This window comes from Wolbachia endosymbiont of Armadillidium arcangelii, assembly GCF_040207875.1.
In the GTDB taxonomy this organism is placed as follows: domain Bacteria; phylum Pseudomonadota; class Alphaproteobacteria; order Rickettsiales; family Anaplasmataceae; genus Wolbachia.
Genome location: NZ_CP157942.1, coordinates 981105 through 996236, shown reverse-complemented (window position 1 = coordinate 996236; position 15132 = coordinate 981105). Strand labels below are relative to the sequence as shown.

The 15132-nt window shown below is 35.5% G+C and carries 17 protein-coding genes and 2 pseudogenes; 17 read left to right on the top strand and 2 right to left on the bottom strand.

Annotated elements, in window-relative coordinates; all coding sequences use genetic code 11:
- Position 1: 1 nt before the first annotated feature.
- The 10 genes and pseudogenes from ABLO99_RS04995 to ABLO99_RS04950 all read left to right on the top strand — a co-directional run bounded on the left by ABLO99_RS04995 (position 2) and on the right by ABLO99_RS04950 (position 7370).
- Positions 2-562, top strand: coding sequence for a hypothetical protein (locus ABLO99_RS04995; protein ID WP_349967009.1), 561 nt, complete (start codon positions 2-4; stop codon positions 560-562).
- The gene (locus ABLO99_RS04990; protein WP_349967007.1) at positions 555-1730 is read left to right on the top strand and encodes a phage tail sheath subtilisin-like domain-containing protein; all 1176 of its coding nucleotides are present in this window, start codon (positions 555-557) and stop codon (positions 1728-1730) included. The genes ABLO99_RS04995 and ABLO99_RS04990 overlap by 8 nt, the downstream gene beginning before the upstream one ends.
- 13 nt (positions 1731-1743) lie before the next feature.
- Positions 1744-2250 (top strand): phage major tail tube protein, encoded by a 507-nt coding sequence (locus tag ABLO99_RS04985; protein ID WP_349967005.1) that lies wholly within the window; start codon positions 1744-1746, stop codon positions 2248-2250.
- A gap of 36 nt (positions 2251-2286) precedes the next feature.
- Entirely contained in the window at positions 2287-2544 is a 258-nt protein-coding gene (locus ABLO99_RS04980) for a phage tail assembly protein (RefSeq protein ID WP_114517844.1), read from the top strand.
- A gap of 109 nt (positions 2545-2653) precedes the next feature.
- Positions 2654-4939, top strand: a pseudogene (locus ABLO99_RS04975) (phage tail tape measure protein).
- Positions 4939-5274, top strand: coding sequence for a phage tail protein (locus ABLO99_RS04970; RefSeq protein WP_349967003.1), 336 nt, complete (start codon positions 4939-4941; stop codon positions 5272-5274). The pseudogene ABLO99_RS04975 and the gene ABLO99_RS04970 overlap by 1 nt, the downstream one beginning before the upstream one ends.
- Positions 5275-5300: 26 nt before the next feature.
- Positions 5301-5480, top strand: a complete 180-nt coding sequence (locus ABLO99_RS04965) for a tail protein X (protein ID WP_349967001.1) — start codon at positions 5301-5303, stop codon at positions 5478-5480.
- Complete coding sequence (locus tag ABLO99_RS04960; RefSeq protein WP_349966999.1) at positions 5477-6442, top strand: phage late control D family protein; 966 nt, start codon at positions 5477-5479, stop codon at positions 6440-6442. Before ABLO99_RS04965 ends, ABLO99_RS04960 begins: the two co-directional genes overlap by 4 nt.
- Positions 6443-6539: 97 nt before the next feature.
- Positions 6540-7022, top strand: a complete 483-nt coding sequence (locus ABLO99_RS04955; protein ID WP_349966998.1) for an ankyrin repeat domain-containing protein — start codon at positions 6540-6542, stop codon at positions 7020-7022.
- A gap of 141 nt (positions 7023-7163) precedes the next feature.
- Positions 7164-7370, top strand: a complete 207-nt coding sequence (locus ABLO99_RS04950) for a hypothetical protein (RefSeq protein ID WP_114517864.1) — start codon at positions 7164-7166, stop codon at positions 7368-7370.
- On the opposite strand, the gene ABLO99_RS04945 is transcribed toward ABLO99_RS04950, so the two are convergent.
- A complete protein-coding gene (locus ABLO99_RS04945) occupies positions 7371-7934 on the bottom strand; it encodes a phospholipase D family protein (protein WP_410543683.1) in 564 nt (187 codons plus the stop codon).
- A gap of 90 nt (positions 7935-8024) precedes the next feature.
- The gene (gene ltrA / locus ABLO99_RS04940; protein WP_349966995.1) at positions 8025-9257 is read right to left on the bottom strand and encodes a group II intron reverse transcriptase/maturase; all 1233 of its coding nucleotides are present in this window, start codon (positions 9255-9257) and stop codon (positions 8025-8027) included.
- Between the two features lie 88 nt (positions 9258-9345).
- On the opposite strand from ltrA, the gene ABLO99_RS04935 reads away from it, so the two are divergent.
- The 7 genes and pseudogenes from ABLO99_RS04935 (at position 9346) to ABLO99_RS04905 (ending at position 15132) form a co-directional block, all read left to right on the top strand.
- Positions 9346-10450 (top strand): IS3-like element ISWpi17 family transposase gene (locus ABLO99_RS04935; RefSeq protein WP_349966994.1). Its coding sequence is split into 2 segments (ribosomal slippage): positions 9346-9611 and positions 9610-10450, totalling 1107 coding nucleotides; the frame shifts between segments, so codons are not numbered across the junction.
- A 129-nt stretch (positions 10451-10579) separates the two neighbouring features.
- Positions 10580-11413, top strand: coding sequence for a transposase family protein (locus ABLO99_RS04930; RefSeq protein ID WP_349966992.1), 834 nt, complete (start codon positions 10580-10582; stop codon positions 11411-11413).
- 65 nt (positions 11414-11478) lie between these two features.
- Positions 11479-11880 (top strand): annotated as a pseudogene (locus ABLO99_RS04925) (terminase gpA endonuclease subunit); the annotation flags it as partial.
- On the top strand, positions 11870-12085 hold the full coding sequence (gene gpW / locus ABLO99_RS04920) for a gpW family head-tail joining protein (protein WP_349966990.1): 216 nt from the start codon (positions 11870-11872) through the stop codon (positions 12083-12085). The pseudogene ABLO99_RS04925 and the gene gpW, both read left to right, overlap by 11 nt.
- Positions 12086-13498 (top strand): phage portal protein, encoded by a 1413-nt coding sequence (locus ABLO99_RS04915; protein WP_349966988.1) that lies wholly within the window; start codon positions 12086-12088, stop codon positions 13496-13498.
- Positions 13499-14563, top strand: a complete 1065-nt coding sequence (locus ABLO99_RS04910; RefSeq protein ID WP_349966986.1) for a S49 family peptidase — start codon at positions 13499-13501, stop codon at positions 14561-14563.
- Positions 14564-14760: 197 nt separating this feature from the next.
- Entirely contained in the window at positions 14761-15132 is a 372-nt protein-coding gene (locus ABLO99_RS04905; RefSeq protein ID WP_349966985.1) for a head decoration protein, read from the top strand.

The following is a 15132-nucleotide window of genomic DNA, read 5'->3' as shown; positions in this document are numbered from 1 at the left end:
AATGTCTATCTACATTAGATTTGAGAATGATAAACAAGTTGAAACAACAACGCTTGAAAGTAAGCCAACTGGAAATGATTGGTATGAAGCACCAGAAGATTTTGATTGGCAAAAAAGCTATTGTTTAACAGAAGGAGGAAAAATTGCTCAGCGAAATCAAGAAGACATTGAATTGGAGTTACTGCAAAATGCGAAGTTTTCTGCACTTTCTAATCTTCGTGCTTATTATGATAACTATACTCACCAATACGCAGGGCATTCTCACCAAAAAGCTAAATCTTATGAGATTCAAGCGAAAGCCGCAGAGAACATTTTAGCAGCACCAGAATCTATGAATGAAAAGGATGCAGAAATTATAGAGCCTTTAGCAAAAGTACGTGGTATTACAGTTATTGAAATGGCAAGAATAATTGAGGAAAAAGTGAAAAAAGCAGTAAAAGCAATAATTAAATGTGAAGAGCTTGAAGATTTATCCAAAAGAAAGATTGAAGAAGCCAAAAGTGAAAATGAGCTACAGACTTTGCTAGATGATTTCAGGAAAAAAATACAAAGAAATGACTGAAGAATTTTTACATGACGTAAATGTTATTGAGGTAACCTCAGGGGCTAAAGCAGTACGTACAGCTAAATCATCAGTGATAGGTGTAATTGGTACTGCACCTGAAGCTGATGAGCAAAAGTTTCCGCTAAATAAACCAGTGTTAATTGCAGGAAGCTTAAAAGAAGCAGCAAGACTTGGAAAGAGTGGCAGTTTACCTTCTGCAATAAATGGAATATTTTCCCAAATCGGTGCAACAGTAGTAGTTATTCGAGTTAAAGAAAGTGATCCAAAATTAAAAGAAGAAGAGACGCTGAAAAATATAATTGGCGGTGTTGATAAAGAGACTGGAGAGTATCAAGGGATAGAGGCATTCCTCAGCAGTGAAAGTATAATTCATGTTGCTCCAAGAATATTAATTGCACCTCAGTTTACTCATCAGTTACCTGAAATAGATGGAGTAAATCCAGTAGTGAGTGCTTTAATTTCCATAGCAGAAAAATTAAGAGCAATTATTGTTGCAGATGGACCAAATACTAATGATGAAGAAGCAATAAAATGGAGAAAAAGTGTGGGCAGCTCAAGAGTTTACGTAGTTGATCCTTGGGTTAAGGTATTTATTGAAGGAAAAGAAGGAATCTTGCCAGCAAGCCCATTTGTAGCTGGTTTAATAGCTAAGATAGACAGCGAGCAAGGCTTCTGGCACTCACCTTCAAATAAAGAGATAAATGGTATTGTTGGAACAAGCAGGCCTATTGATTTTACGCTCGGTAATATAAATTGTAGAGCAAACCATTTAAATGAAAATGAAGTAACAACGATAATTCATCAAAATGGCTACAGGCTTTGGGGAAATAGAACATGTTCAAATGACTCAAAATGGGCTTTTTTGTCAGTGAGAAGGACTGCAGATTTAATCAATGATAGTTTACTTCGAGCTCATTTATGGGCAGTTGATCGCAATATCACCAAAACTTATATAGATGATGTAATTGAGGGGGTGAATTCTTATCTGGCAAGTTTAAAAGCACAAGGGGCGATTATTAGCGGAAAATGTTATGCAACCCCAGAACTCAATACACCAACAAACATTGCAAGTGGAAAAGTATACTTTGACTTTGAGTTTACACCACCATATCCAGCAGAACAGATTACTTTCAGGTCACATCTTGTGAGTGGTACAATATTATAAAAAAGAGGAAAAAATGTTACCGAAGATTTTAAAGAATTTTAACGTATTCGTAGATGGTCGGGGTTACGCAGGAAAAATAGATGAAATTACCCTACCAAGACTTACCATAAAAACAGAGGAGTACCGTGCTGGTGGTATGGATATTCCAATAAATATTGACATGGGCATGGAAAAGCTTGAAGCAGACTTTACTTTTGCTGAATACGACACAGAACTCTTTCGGCTATTTGGGTTGATAAATGGAAATTCAGTAGCTTTGACACTCAGAGGTGGAATGCAAGGGAGTGGTAGTAACGATATTGAAGGAGTAATTATCAACCTTAGGGGCATATTCAAAGAATTTGATTTTGGTAGCTGGAAACCTGCTGAAAAAGCAACGCTGAAGTGTACTGTAGCTGCTCATTATTATAAACTTACGATAAATGGTAATGAGCTAATAGAAATCGATGCTGAAAATATGATGAGAAAGATAAATGGTATTGATCAAATGGCTTTGTTGCAAACGATTTTAGGAATATAAAAACTTATTTGAAATTTTATTTTTAAGGAGGAAGTAATGCACACTATAACACTTAATAACCCAATAACAGTTGATGGAATTTCTGTCTCAGAACTTACTGTTAGACGTCCAAAAGTTAGAGACTATCTTGCAATTGAACGCTTAAATGGTAGTGACCTTAGTAAAGAAGTAACTTTGACTGCCAATTTGACATCAGTTGCAAAAGAAGCGATTGAAGAGTTAGATATTGCTGATTATGTGAAAGTGCAAGAGGTATTAAAGGATTTTTTTTCACCGATTATCCAAAAAACTTGAGATTAGAAATACTAGTGCTTGGCTCTATCATAGGTGGTGGAGTTGAGCACATTCTTGATATGGAGATTAGTGAGTTTATTTTATGGAGCAAATTAGCTAGGGAGTTCAAATGTCAGTATTATCGATAAAAATAGGTGCGGTACTTGATGGCAGTTTTAATACTGTAATAAAGGGAAGCAGTAGTCAACTTACCCGTCTTGGTGAGAATATAAGAAAGCTTGATTCATCTTTAAAATCAGTATCAAAGTTTAAGCAGTTGGGTAGTGATGTTTTAACTAGCAGAAGGTCATGGAAAGGTTTTGAGGATCAGGTAAAATCTTTAGCTAAACAAATGAAAGCAATAGAGAAACCAAGCAAAACTTTAAAAGCTGAGTTTGATAAAGCTAAGTTTTCTGCAACAAAAGCAAAAGAAGCATATTTGAAAAAGAGAGATGCTTTGCATTCATTTAATGAAGAAGTAAGGAAAAGTGGAAGAAATATTAAGTCATTAGTAAGTGATCAATATAAACTTGGTTCTTCTATTGAAGTGCTAAAAGGTAAGTATGGTAAGCTTGGGTCTGCAATACGTAGTCACCAAAGTTTTTTAGCAAGCAAAGCACATTTTAAGTCACAAATTATAGAAACTATTGGGCTAGGGCTAACGCTTGCAGCGCCAATCAAAGTTGCTATTGATTTTGAATCGGCTATGGCTGATGTTAAAAAAGTAGTAAGGTTTAATGATAAAAAAGACGAAGCTAGTAAATTTGCTCAAGAGCTCAAAAAATTATCTCGGGAAATACCCTTGTCAGCTGCAGAATTAGCACAAATAGCTGCAAGTGGTGGTCAACTTGGTATTGACAAAAATGATCTTATAAAGTTTACAACAGTAGTTGCCAAAATGACCACAGCGTTTGATATGTCGGCAGAAGAAGCTGGTAATGCTATTGCAAAAATATCCAATGTCTATGGAATTAAAGTTGATGGTATGGAAAATGTAGGTAACATAATAAACCATCTTTCAGATAATACTGCTGCTAAAGCTAAGGAAATGGTTCTTACACTGAATAGAATTGGTGGTAATGCTAAACAGTTTGGTTTAGAAATTGATCAAGCAAGTAGCTTAGCAAGTGCGTTCATAAGTTTAGGTAAACAACCTGAAAAAGCAGCAACTGCTATAAATAACTTTCTTAGTAAACTACAGACCGCAAGGGAGTAAAGTCCTGAATTTCACGATGCATTAGATGAGATGGGAACAAGTATAGAAGAGCTCGAACAAACTATTAAAAAAAATCCTCAAGAGGCAATATTGCAATTTCTTGAAACTTTAAAAAAAATAGATGACCAAGAGCGTGCCGGTATTCTTATGAATCTATTTAGTGCTGGGTTTCAAGATGACATTGCTCTTTTAGTAGGAAGCTTAGACATTTACAAGAAAGCTATTGAACATTTAGCTGATAAAGAAAAATATAACGCTTCAATGTAGGACGAATTTAACAATCGGGCAAATACTACAGCTAATAAATTACAATTACTTAAAAATGCAGTATTTGAAGCTGGTATGAATCTAGGGTCAGTAATGTTGCCTACTTTAAATTATGTAGATGGAAGTTTGAAAGCAATAACAGAGCGTATAGCTTCTTTTGCAGAAAAATATCCAACTTTAACTACGGCAATCATGAGTACTTTAGCAGCTTTGATAAGTTTGAAAGTCTTAGTAGTGGGATTAGGCTATGGAATTACTTTATTAGGAAGTACAATTTTTGGTCTTAAAGCAACAATACTGACAACATTTTCATCTTTATCAAGTATAGTTTTTCCTGCAGTAATAACAGGGCTAAGAGCAATAACACTCGCTGTAATGACTAACCCAATTGGACTTTTAATAGCGAGTCTTGTTGCTGGTGCAGCTTATGTTCTAACTAACTGGCAAAAAGTGAAAGACTTTTTCTCTAGCTTTTGGAAATCACTCATTGAACCTATAGGAAAAGCTTTTTCATGGATGGGAAATACAGTTAGTAGCATATTTGCTGAGAATAGCCCGATTAGAAAATTTGAAAGCAATGGAAATGTTGTTAATGAGCTTTCTAAAAATAGCATTTTCAGTAACGGAAACCCATTGACAAGTAATAGTGCTATTAAACAATTTTCAGAAAATAGTAAAGGCAATTTTGAGAGTTTTAAAGTTAAAGGTGTTATAGAAGAAAAAAGAGCTATAGAACAAGAAGAAGTTGAGAAAGCATTCAAGAAAAGTAGATGTGAAAATAGCGAATCGAAAGTATATAACCAAGCATTCTATCAAACGTTTAATATCAACATTAAATCTGAAGATGTGCGCAGTGTTGCTGATGCAGTAATAGAACGATTTAGAGAACAAGCACGTGGGGCACTTTTTGATATAGTTGAAGAGTTACATTGATGTTGCTTGGAAAATGTAAGCAACCAATAAGCCTAAGATACAGTAAAGAAAAAAGGTGGTATACAATTGAATGTATTGAAAAAACGTTGCTACAAAACATTGGCTCAGGAATTGAATGTATTGATCTGACAGGAGTGATTTATCCACGTTATCAGAGTAATGGCTTAGAACAGCTAAAAAATATACGTGATACTCAAGTTCTAGTTGATAATTCAGGAAATGTGCTTGGAGATTTTGTCATTACTAATGTAGAAGAAAAACAGATATTATTTTTTCCTGATGGAAAACCAAGAAAAATTGAGTTTATTTTGAAGTTAAAAAGTTACAATAAATGATTTATTATTACACCAAAAAAAACGAAATGTTAGATCTGATTTGCTGGAAACATTATGGATACAGTAGTGGAGCAGTGGAGGAAGTATTGCTTGAAAATCCAGGCCTTGCAAAATACGGAAGCTTTTTGCCCGCTGGATTAAAAATTAAGCTTCCTAAAATTCAGAGAATATTGAAAGAATCTGTTATAAATATTTTAGATGAATGACACCAGATTTTGATATAGTAGCAAAAAATAACCCAGTAACAGAGGTTTTAAAAAAGAGTTTAATATTACTACGTGTCACTGATGGATCAGGTACTACAAGTGACGAAGCTGAGATATGTATTAATTATAGCTCTAGCGCTTTAGAACTTAAGGGCAATTTACAGGTTTTTCTAGGATATAAAGAAACAGGTTTATTACCTATGGGGGTATATAAGGCAAATCAAATTACAATACAAAGTCCACCACAAACTTTAAGAATAAAATGTGACGCTGCAAGTTTAAGAGGATCATTAAAGGAAAGAAAATCAAAGGAATGGAAAGACATTACCTTGGGAGATTTGATTAAAGAAATAGCACAAGAACATGGGTATGAAGGTAAAGTCGCTGAAAGATTTGAAAATATATTTATACCACATACCATTCAAGCAGATGAAAGCGACATGAGTTTTTTGGAAGGATTAGGCAAAAAATATGATGCACTAGTAAAACCAGCAGGAGGATATATAATTTTTATTCCGAAGGGAGAAGCAAGATCAGCGACTGGAAAGATGTTAGGTACAACAGTATTGACACCTAAAGATATTATAAATTGGGAGGTAAATTTTAATGTGCGTAACAAATATGGATCTGTTATTGCAAAATGGCACAGTTATGAGAAGGGAGAAACTATAGAAGAGAAAGTGGGAAATGAGAGTCCAAGTTATACCCTGCAAACGCTTTACTCTACCGCAGAATCAGCAATTAGTGCAGCAGCAGCTAAGTTAAAACAACTAAAACGTAGTACATCAAATTTAAATGTAACTGTTCCTGGTAATCCAGAATTATTTGCAGAAGCTAAGATCAGTCTTTCAGGATTTTGTCAGGAAATTGAAGGCGAATGGGTAATCAGCAGGGCAGAACATATTCTGAATAATAGAGGATATCAAACTATAGTAGAGGCAAAAGTGAGCAAAGCTATTTAAATGAAACTTAAGCAAATGATTATTTAATTCTAAAAAAATGTTAGACATGAACAAAATAAGTAAGAACATAAAGAATAAGATAAATTTTCTATGGCTTATGATAACAATTATATGTGTTGTTGTTACATGTTGCTATACAAAGAGTAAAGCTGTGAGTAATTATAAAACAGTACTACAAATTGCTTCTGAAAATTGTAACTTAGAGGTTGTAAAACTTTTGGTAGAAAATCTATTAGATGTTAATGTGCAGGTTCCTAAATTAACAGCATTACATTATGCTTCAGAGGCAGGTTGTTTAGAAGTTGTGGATTTTCTAGTACAAAAAGGAGCTGATATAGGCGCTTCTGGGGGGTGTGAGGGATGGACACCGCTGCATTATGCTGCAGATCAAGGACGTTTGGAAATTGTTAAATTTTTATTAGACAAAGGAGCAGATCCTAGTGCTGTAGCTAAAGATGGAAGAACACCTAGAAGCATGGCTGTAATATCAGAAGAACGTAATAAAGATAAAAACAAGCAATACAGAGAAGTAATAAAACTACTTTCCAATGCAGAAGGCTCGCTCAAAAATAGCAAATAAAATCAAAGATATATTGGAGTCATAAGGATCTGCAGAAGAGCAATACGAATTCAAATAGTGACTACCACAGCAAAATATAGAAACTGAACATATTTCTTCTTTTATCAGTAATTTGCAATTACTTTATAATCAGTAAAAAATATGCTAAAAAAAATCCCAATTACAGTAATTATTACCATATTAATCCAAACCGTAGCATTGATATGGTGGTTATCCAAGCTAGACTCAAGGGTACAATTTCACGATAAACTTATTGAATATGGTTTAATGGAAAAAGTATTAGTACTTGAGGAAAGGGTAAAAAATCTTTCTGAGGAATTGGATGAGCTTAAAGCTGATTTAAAGTAATTATTCTTCTACTTTTGGTGTATAAGGATCAGATTGAGATTGACGATCCTTCCAGTTTTCGATGTATTGCTCAACTAATTGAGGATCCCCTGTTATAATCAGTAGATTCTCAGCATTTCTTGATTCAGCTGCATAGGTGAAATTAAAAGAGCCAGTTATTATTTTGTTATCATCAATAATCATTATTTTACTATGAGCAATCGCTGGTTTAAAGTCTACCCAAATTGGGATTTTTTGCTCAAACAGCTCATTGATAACACTATACTTTGAGCTAACTTGCGATTCGTCGAGAATAACCATGACATCAACTCCACGCTTTTTAGCTTGAACCAAGGATTCAGCAATAGGCTTCGAGGTAAATTGGTATGCTTGAACCAACACAGATTTTTTAGCATAGTCTACAGAATCAATTATTAGGTTGGTGCAATTTTCTCCAGGCGTGAAGCAGACTGTGGCTTTTGGGCAGGAAACACATCCCGATAAAAGCGAACAAGTTAATAAAATCAATAAATACCTAACGTAGGGTCGGGAACTGGCGCGCCTCTTTAGGGTTTGGTGGCTGATCCATTATTTTTCATCATGGGCCTCAATCCAAATTCCCATATTTACGTTTCCAGCTCCCGCCTCATCAAACGCAGCATGCAGTTTTCCGCACTACGCTTCCCTAGTAGTTTCTTTACCAAAGTTTATAGCATATTGTGCTGGTAGTGCTTTCGGAACGTAATACCTTATTCTGTAGTCTTCATATAAACCTAGCGTTCGGTATATCCATTCGTTACTCCACTTCTTCCAGCCAAATCCTTTTGCTTTTCTGGCTCGCATTAAGTTGCGTCTTACTTTCTTCATTACCCACTGTTTCACGTACCTGAAGGTTCGACTTGAGTGTCCAATCCTAAAGTAGTTTACCCACCCTCTCAATATTGGATTAATGATATGAATCACTCTTCCTATTGGTTGCGACTTATAGCAGCGAAATATTTCCTTCAACTTGCGTATTAGGTTTGTCCGTGCTTTCATCTGTGGTGTTGTTTGTATGCTCCACTTTCCTTGTCTTGTAATTTTCCTTCGAAAATCAAATCCTAAGTAGCTGAATATTCTTCCTTCTTTTAGATTGATTACTTTTGTCTTTTCTTCATTTACTTCTACTTTTAGTTTTGCTAATTCTTCTTGTACCCTTTTGTAAACTGATTTTTCTAGCCATTTCCATTTTGGGTGTCCACTTATCAGTATCACTAAATCATCAGCCCATCTGGCGTATTCTATATGTTGATATTTTCCCTCTTTAGTCACCTCTTTTGCTTTCTCTAGCATTTTGTCTACCTCATTTAGGTATATATTACTCAGTAATGGCGAAATTGGTGATCCCTGTGCTATTCCTCGTTTTCCTCCTATCTTGAGGATTAGCTTAATTAAGCGCATGACTTCTTTATCGTTTATTCTTTTTGCAATTTTCTCCATAAGAATATGATGTCGCACGTTATCAAAGTAGGATTTCAGATCTAGGTCAATACATTTTGTGTTGCCTTCGATTGCTGTTTTTGCTACTCTGCTTATTGCTTCACACGCTTTTCTTTTTGGTCTATATCCATATGATCCGTCCTGAAAGTCAGATTCGAATATTGGTTCAATTATTAGCTTTAGTGCTGTTTGCACTACTCTATCCCGGATGCAGGGTATGTTCAACATTCTGAGTTTTTCTTCAGATTTTGGTATTTCCTTCCTCCGGTTCCTATTTGGGCTATAGGTTTTGGTTATTAGCTCGTGTCTTATTTGTTGGAGGTACCCTCTTAAGTCTGTTGCTTCTATTGATTCGAATGTCACTCCATCAATTCCTGGTGCTCCATTACTCTTCTTCGTTAGCTTGTAGGCTTCCTCCAGTGTCTCCATTTTGCAGACATGAACATAGTATAATGCACCCCATAAACTAGACCAAAAAAAATGGTTAATCCGAGTAGGAAGGTAAAGGGGTAAAAGTATGGCAACAAAAAAATATGAACCAGAGTTAAAAGCAAAGATAGCTTTGGAAGCAATAAAAAATCAAAAAAGCACATCTGAGATATGTAGTGAATATAAAATACCATCAACAAATCTATATGATTGGCGTGATAGAGTATTGGCAAGGTTAAAAGACCTATTTGTTGAAGAAAGTGAAAGTGCGAGAAAACAAAGAATCTTAGCGCAAGAAATAGAAAGTTTACATAAAGTAATAGGAGAATTGACAGTGGAAAATAGTTATTTGAAAAAAAATTACTGAAATAAGCAAAAAAGATAGAGTAAGGTTTATAGAAAAAGATTCTGATCTGTCAATTAGGAAACAGGCTGATTTACTGGAGATTTGCAGATCTAGCTTATATTATAGGCCTATAATTAATAACGAAAGTGAAGTAGCAAATTTGATTCAATTGGCTTCTGATTGCCGTTATGGATATCGTAAAATTACTGCTGAAATCATAGCGAGTGGGGTAGTAGTCAATCACAAAAAAATCTTAAGAATTATGAAAAAAATGAAGATTAGTGGGCTGTATTGTAGAAAAAGATGTAATACAAGTATTAAAGAAAAAAAGCATAAAATATATCCTTATTTACTCAAAGATTTGATTATTTGTAGAGTTAATCAGGTATGGGCTACTGATATAACATATATTATGGTAGAAGGTAAGTTTGTCTATTTTGTAGCAATAATGGACTTGTATAGTCGCTATATTATTGCTCATTCATTATCACCATATCTCGATGCTGGATTTTGCCTTTATACTCTCAAAGAAGCTCTAAAACAAGGTAAACCTGAGATTTTTAATAGTGATCAAGGGGTACAGTTTACTTGCTACAACTTTATTATGGAATTAGAGCGTGCTAATATTAAAATCAGTATGGACCATAAAGGACGTTGCTTCGACAATATATTTGTTGAGCGCTTATGGAGAACTTTAAAGCAAGAAGCTATATATTATTATAGACCAAATAGTATCAGAGATTTGAATCTTATAATAAATGATTTTGTTGCTTGGTATAACTATAGAAGGCGACATCAGACTCTACATTATAAAGTTCCTGCTGATCTTTATTATCATAAACAGTAAATGAATATATTGATAAATACTTTAAATGTGTGTCGACGTATTTATCAACATAAGACCCCCTGCGAAAGTAGAGAAAAAGGAAGAGAGAGATAAAAAAGGATGTAAAATAATAAATTTAGCAGAGGTAAAATGACAACAAGTTACGAAAAAATAGCAAAAACACCTTATATCTTTTACCAACTAACAGGGTTAAAAGTAGAAGAATTTCAAAAAATAGTGAAAAAAGTTAGGCAAGAGTGGGAAAGGATAGAAAAAGAGAAGAAATGCCATGGAAGGAAATCACGCATTGGAACATTAGAAGATAAAATTTTATGTGTATTGATTTATTATAGAACTTATATAACTCATCCATTTTTAGGTTATTTGTTTAATTTGCACAACTCCAATATTTGCCGGCTATTGAAAAGAATGGAACCGTTACTAGCTAGAAAAATTACGATCAAGAAGGATAGAGCAATGACACCAGAGAAGATACTAAAGGTTTTAGCAGATGTTACAGAGCAGTCGATACAAAGACCTAAAGATGTTAAGAAACGAAAGAAATCCTATTCAGGGAAGAAAAGGTCTAACACAATAAAGACTGAAATTATTATAGAAGAAACTGGGAAAATTTTGTCTGTGTCAAAATCACATAGAGGTAGAGTGCACGATTTTCTCATAAGAAAACAGGAAAAGTTTCTTTCAACTAATAGCATAAAATATGCTGATTCTGGTTATCAAGGTTGGCAAAAGTTGCAGAGTAACGTTTTGATACCGTATAAAAAATATCGCAAAAAGCTACTAACAGCAGAGCAAAAGGAGCATAATCAGAAGCTTGCATCGTTTAGGATGAGAGTAGAAAATAAGATACGGGAGATCAAGATTTTCAAGATTATGTCGCACGTTTACCGCAATTTTCAGAAGAAACTTAATATGAGATTTAATATTATCTCTGCTATTATTAATCTAAAGCATGCTTTTTAATTAGTTTCTGTTCCTACACTTTCTTACCCTATTTTGTTACTTACCCGTTTCGCAGGGGGTCTTAAGTTGGAGGGCAAAAGCTGAAAAGAGGAATAAAGCTCTGGCCAGTAGGAGTATCGATATTAAAGTCAGAGCTTTTTCAATTACTTAATGTTTTAAAAGAAGGTGAAGAAGCTCCAGCAGGATACTGTCACTTTCCGGAGTATGCACCTGAATATTTTAAACAGCTAACAGCAGAGCAATTAGTCAGCAAGGTAGTAAAAGGATACACTAAACAAGAGTGGCAAAAGGTAAGAGAAAGAAATGAAGTACTAGATTGCCGAATTTACGCAAGAGCAGCATCGATAGCACTGGGAGTAGACAGATGGCCAGAGAGTAAATGGAATAGTTTGAGTGGAAAAATGGAAAGCAAAAAGCCCAAAAAATTAAGACAGAGTAAATGGCTTAGTAGTAAAAATGTACAGTGAAGAATATTTAACTCAAGTTGAACAAGCAATAAAGAAGCTTCAGAGTGGCGAAAGAGTGGTATCAATTGCATATGGTGACCATGTGGTGAGATATGCTGAAGTTCAGATAAATGACTTACTAAACTTAAGACAAAGAATTAAAGCTGAGCTAAAGATTGCTGGAAAGAGGAAAGTTGTTTTTTCAACGAGTAAAGGAATTTTATAAATGCTGCTAAAAACCTTCAAGCAATTGTTTAACAAACCAAAGATAAAAAGCTCTGCATGGGACGCTGCAGGATCAGGAAGAAGATTTTTTCACTTTCAACCAGAGTCAGGAAGCATAAACAATTTGCTGTCTCAAAGTCTTGAGCACTTACGCAGTCGATCACGTGATATGGTAAGAAAGAACTCGTATGCAGCAAACATCATCGATACGATAGTAAGTAACTCTGTTGGGACAGGAATAAAGCCGCAGTCAAAGGCGAAAGATGCAGAGTTTCGGAAAAAAGTACAAGAATTATGGCTGAGATGGACAGATGAAGCAGACAGCAGTGGGATAAATGATTTTTATGGGTTACAAGCTTTGGTCTGTAGGAGCATGATAGAGGGAGGGGAATGTTTTGTACGACTGAGAACGAGAAAACGAGAAGATGGTCTTTGTGTACCGTTGCAACTGCAAGTACTTGAATCAGAGCATTTAGATAATAAGAGCAATCAAACCCTTGCCAACGGTAATGTAATTAGAAATGGGATTGAGTTCAATAGGCTTGGGCAGAGAGAAGCGTATTACCTTTTTCGAGAGCACCCTGGTGAAGGATCATTCGGTGAATCAGTGAGAGTGCCGGCAAATGATGTTTTACATGTCTATAGACCACTTAGACCTGGGCAGATTCGAGGAGTACCGTGGCTTTCTACAGTACTGTTAAAGCTCTATGAACTTGATCAATATGATGATGCAGAATTAGTGAGAAAAAAGACTGCTGCAATGTTTGCTGGATTTATTACGAGACTCGATCCAGAAGCAAATATTTTAGGAGAAGGTGAAGCAAATGAGCATGGAGTAGCGCTGTCAGGCTTAGAACCTGGGACTATGCAATTACTTGATCCAGGAGAAGATATCAAATTTTCGGAACCATCTGATGTTGGAGGAAGTTATATGAGACAGCAACTGAGGGCAATAGCAGTAGGCACAGGGATAACGTATGAGCAGCTAACAGGGGATTTAACGGGTGTCAATTATTCATCAATCCGAGCAGGGTTAATAGAGTTTCGCCGGAGGTGCGCGATGTTACAACATAATGTGTTAGTATTTCAGTTTTGTCGGCCAGTATGGGATAGATGGATAGAGTTAGCCCTACTTTCCGGAGAACTAGATATAGGCGAAGAATGGACGAAAAAAGAGGTAAAATGGATACCACAAGGATTTGATTGGGTGGATCCGCTGAAAGACCAGCAAGCACAGCAAATGGCGGTAAGAAATGGATTTAAAAGTAGGTCAGAGGTGGTATCAGAGCTGGGTTACGATATAGAAGAAATAGACCAAGAAATTGCAGAAGATCAAAGACGTGCAAGTGAACTGGGCTTAAGTTTTGATTCTGACGTGCAAGGTAATTTTAATACTAATACTGAGATAATATAAATGACTTGGATTAACAAGCCAATGATGATAGAGCAGAGAAGTTTTGATCTATTGTCATTACATGCAAAAAAGCAGCCGATTTTCAAAAACATAAAACATGTAACAAGAGATAGTGAAAATGGAATAAAAGTAATACCAATACATGGAATCTTGACGAAAAAGTCAGAAGCTTTTGATGATGTGTTGGGGATGACATCGTATGAGAAGATACGTGAAGAGATAGAAGAAGCTTTAATAAATGAAGAAGTAGAAACAATAATTTTGGACATAGACAGCCCCGGAGGGGAAGTAAACGGTTTATTCGACCTTTCTGACTTTATTTACGAAGCAAGGACAAAAAAGAGGATTGTGGCGATAGCAAATGATGATGCATATTCTGCGGCGTATGCGATAGCGTCAAGTGCTGAAAAAGTATTGGTAACGAGAACTTCAGGAGTTGGAAGCATAGGAGTAATAGCAAGTCACGTTGATCAAAGTGGATTTGATGAAAAACAGGGGGTAAAATATACCACAGTATTTGCAGGAAAGAGAAAAAACGATTTAAATCCGCATGAGCCAATAACATCAGAAAGTATGGAAAGCTTGCAAGGAGAGGTAAATCGCCTATATGAGATGTTTGTCCAGCTCATAGCACGAAACAGAAATTTGTCCATGGAAAGAATCAAATCAACGGAAGCAGGGTTATATTTTGGAGAAAAAGCAATAGAGATAGGACTTGCTGATGGAATGACAATTCTTTCATCTATTAATAAAAACAGGAGTATTACTATGAATGAGAAAACTACAACTGACCTAGAAACTGATAATTTAACTAATAAAATCAAGAATGACAGCTATCGTACTGAAGTTCTTGAATTAATACGTTTATGTAATTTATCAAAGATGCCAGAGAAAATAGGAGAATTTATTGAGCAGGATGTAAATGCAAAGCAAGCCCAAGAGATATTAATGTCAATACTGGCGGAGAGAACGAAGAAGACAGAGATACTGAGTACAATACCGCAAAATACACCGGAAGACTTGATGATGCAGGTAGCAAGAACTCGAGCGCAATCTGGCATTTGAGAAATTTAGGTATCAGCAATTACAAACGCCGCAGTAAATAAGTGACCAAAGTCCGCCAGAATATGCAATTACAGATCTTTTACCGCGGCGTATAACAGCTACAAACACGGCGGTAAACAAGTAGCCAAAATTATTATAAATCTTTTACCGCCGCGTATCAAACATGGCGATAAAATTAAAGAAAAAAAGGAGCAAAAATGACAAGTATAACTGAAGCAAATAACTTAGGTGATCTTCTGAAATATGAGGCATCAAGTCTATATTCAAGAGACCAAATAACAGTAGCAAAAGGTCAAAATATTAAGCTTGGTGCAGTAGTTGCGAAGAAGACAGACGATGGTTTTATTAGGGTACTTAATCCAGCAGCTACGGATGGAACGCAAACAGCGACAGGTGTAATAGTAAGTGATGTAAATGCAATAGAAAACACCAAAGCAGTAATCATTACACGTATAGCAATGTTAGCTGATCATGCAGTGGTGTGGCCAGCAAATATCACTGAAGAGCAAAAAGCTGCAGCAATAAAGCAACTTGAAGCACGTGGTATCATCATCCGCAAAGGTGTCTAA

What these genes read in the sequence shown, in the direction of transcription:
- ABLO99_RS04995 (WP_349967009.1), top strand. Translation starts at nt 2, where the DNA reads ATGTCTATCTACATTAGATTTGAGAATGATAAACAAGTTGAAACAACA.
- ABLO99_RS04990 (WP_349967007.1), top strand. Translation starts at nt 555, where the DNA reads ATGACTGAAGAATTTTTACATGACGTAAATGTTATTGAGGTAACCTCA.
- ABLO99_RS04985 (WP_349967005.1), top strand. Translation starts at nt 1,744, where the DNA reads ATGTTACCGAAGATTTTAAAGAATTTTAACGTATTCGTAGATGGTCGG.
- ABLO99_RS04980 (WP_114517844.1), top strand. Translation starts at nt 2,287, where the DNA reads ATGCACACTATAACACTTAATAACCCAATAACAGTTGATGGAATTTCT.
- ABLO99_RS04970 (WP_349967003.1), top strand. Translation starts at nt 4,939, where the DNA reads ATGTTGCTTGGAAAATGTAAGCAACCAATAAGCCTAAGATACAGTAAA.
- ABLO99_RS04965 (WP_349967001.1), top strand. Translation starts at nt 5,301, where the DNA reads ATGTTAGATCTGATTTGCTGGAAACATTATGGATACAGTAGTGGAGCA.
- ABLO99_RS04960 (WP_349966999.1), top strand. Translation starts at nt 5,477, where the DNA reads ATGACACCAGATTTTGATATAGTAGCAAAAAATAACCCAGTAACAGAG.
- ABLO99_RS04955 (WP_349966998.1), top strand. Translation starts at nt 6,540, where the DNA reads ATGATAACAATTATATGTGTTGTTGTTACATGTTGCTATACAAAGAGT.
- ABLO99_RS04950 (WP_114517864.1), top strand. Translation starts at nt 7,164, where the DNA reads ATGCTAAAAAAAATCCCAATTACAGTAATTATTACCATATTAATCCAA.
- ltrA (WP_349966995.1), bottom strand. Translation starts at nt 9,257, where the DNA reads ATGGAGACACTGGAGGAAGCCTACAAGCTAACGAAGAAGAGTAATGGA.
- ABLO99_RS04930 (WP_349966992.1), top strand. Translation starts at nt 10,580, where the DNA reads ATGACAACAAGTTACGAAAAAATAGCAAAAACACCTTATATCTTTTAC.
- gpW (WP_349966990.1), top strand. Translation starts at nt 11,870, where the DNA reads ATGTACAGTGAAGAATATTTAACTCAAGTTGAACAAGCAATAAAGAAG.
- ABLO99_RS04915 (WP_349966988.1), top strand. Translation starts at nt 12,086, where the DNA reads ATGCTGCTAAAAACCTTCAAGCAATTGTTTAACAAACCAAAGATAAAA.
- ABLO99_RS04910 (WP_349966986.1), top strand. Translation starts at nt 13,499, where the DNA reads ATGACTTGGATTAACAAGCCAATGATGATAGAGCAGAGAAGTTTTGAT.
- ABLO99_RS04905 (WP_349966985.1), top strand. Translation starts at nt 14,761, where the DNA reads ATGACAAGTATAACTGAAGCAAATAACTTAGGTGATCTTCTGAAATAT.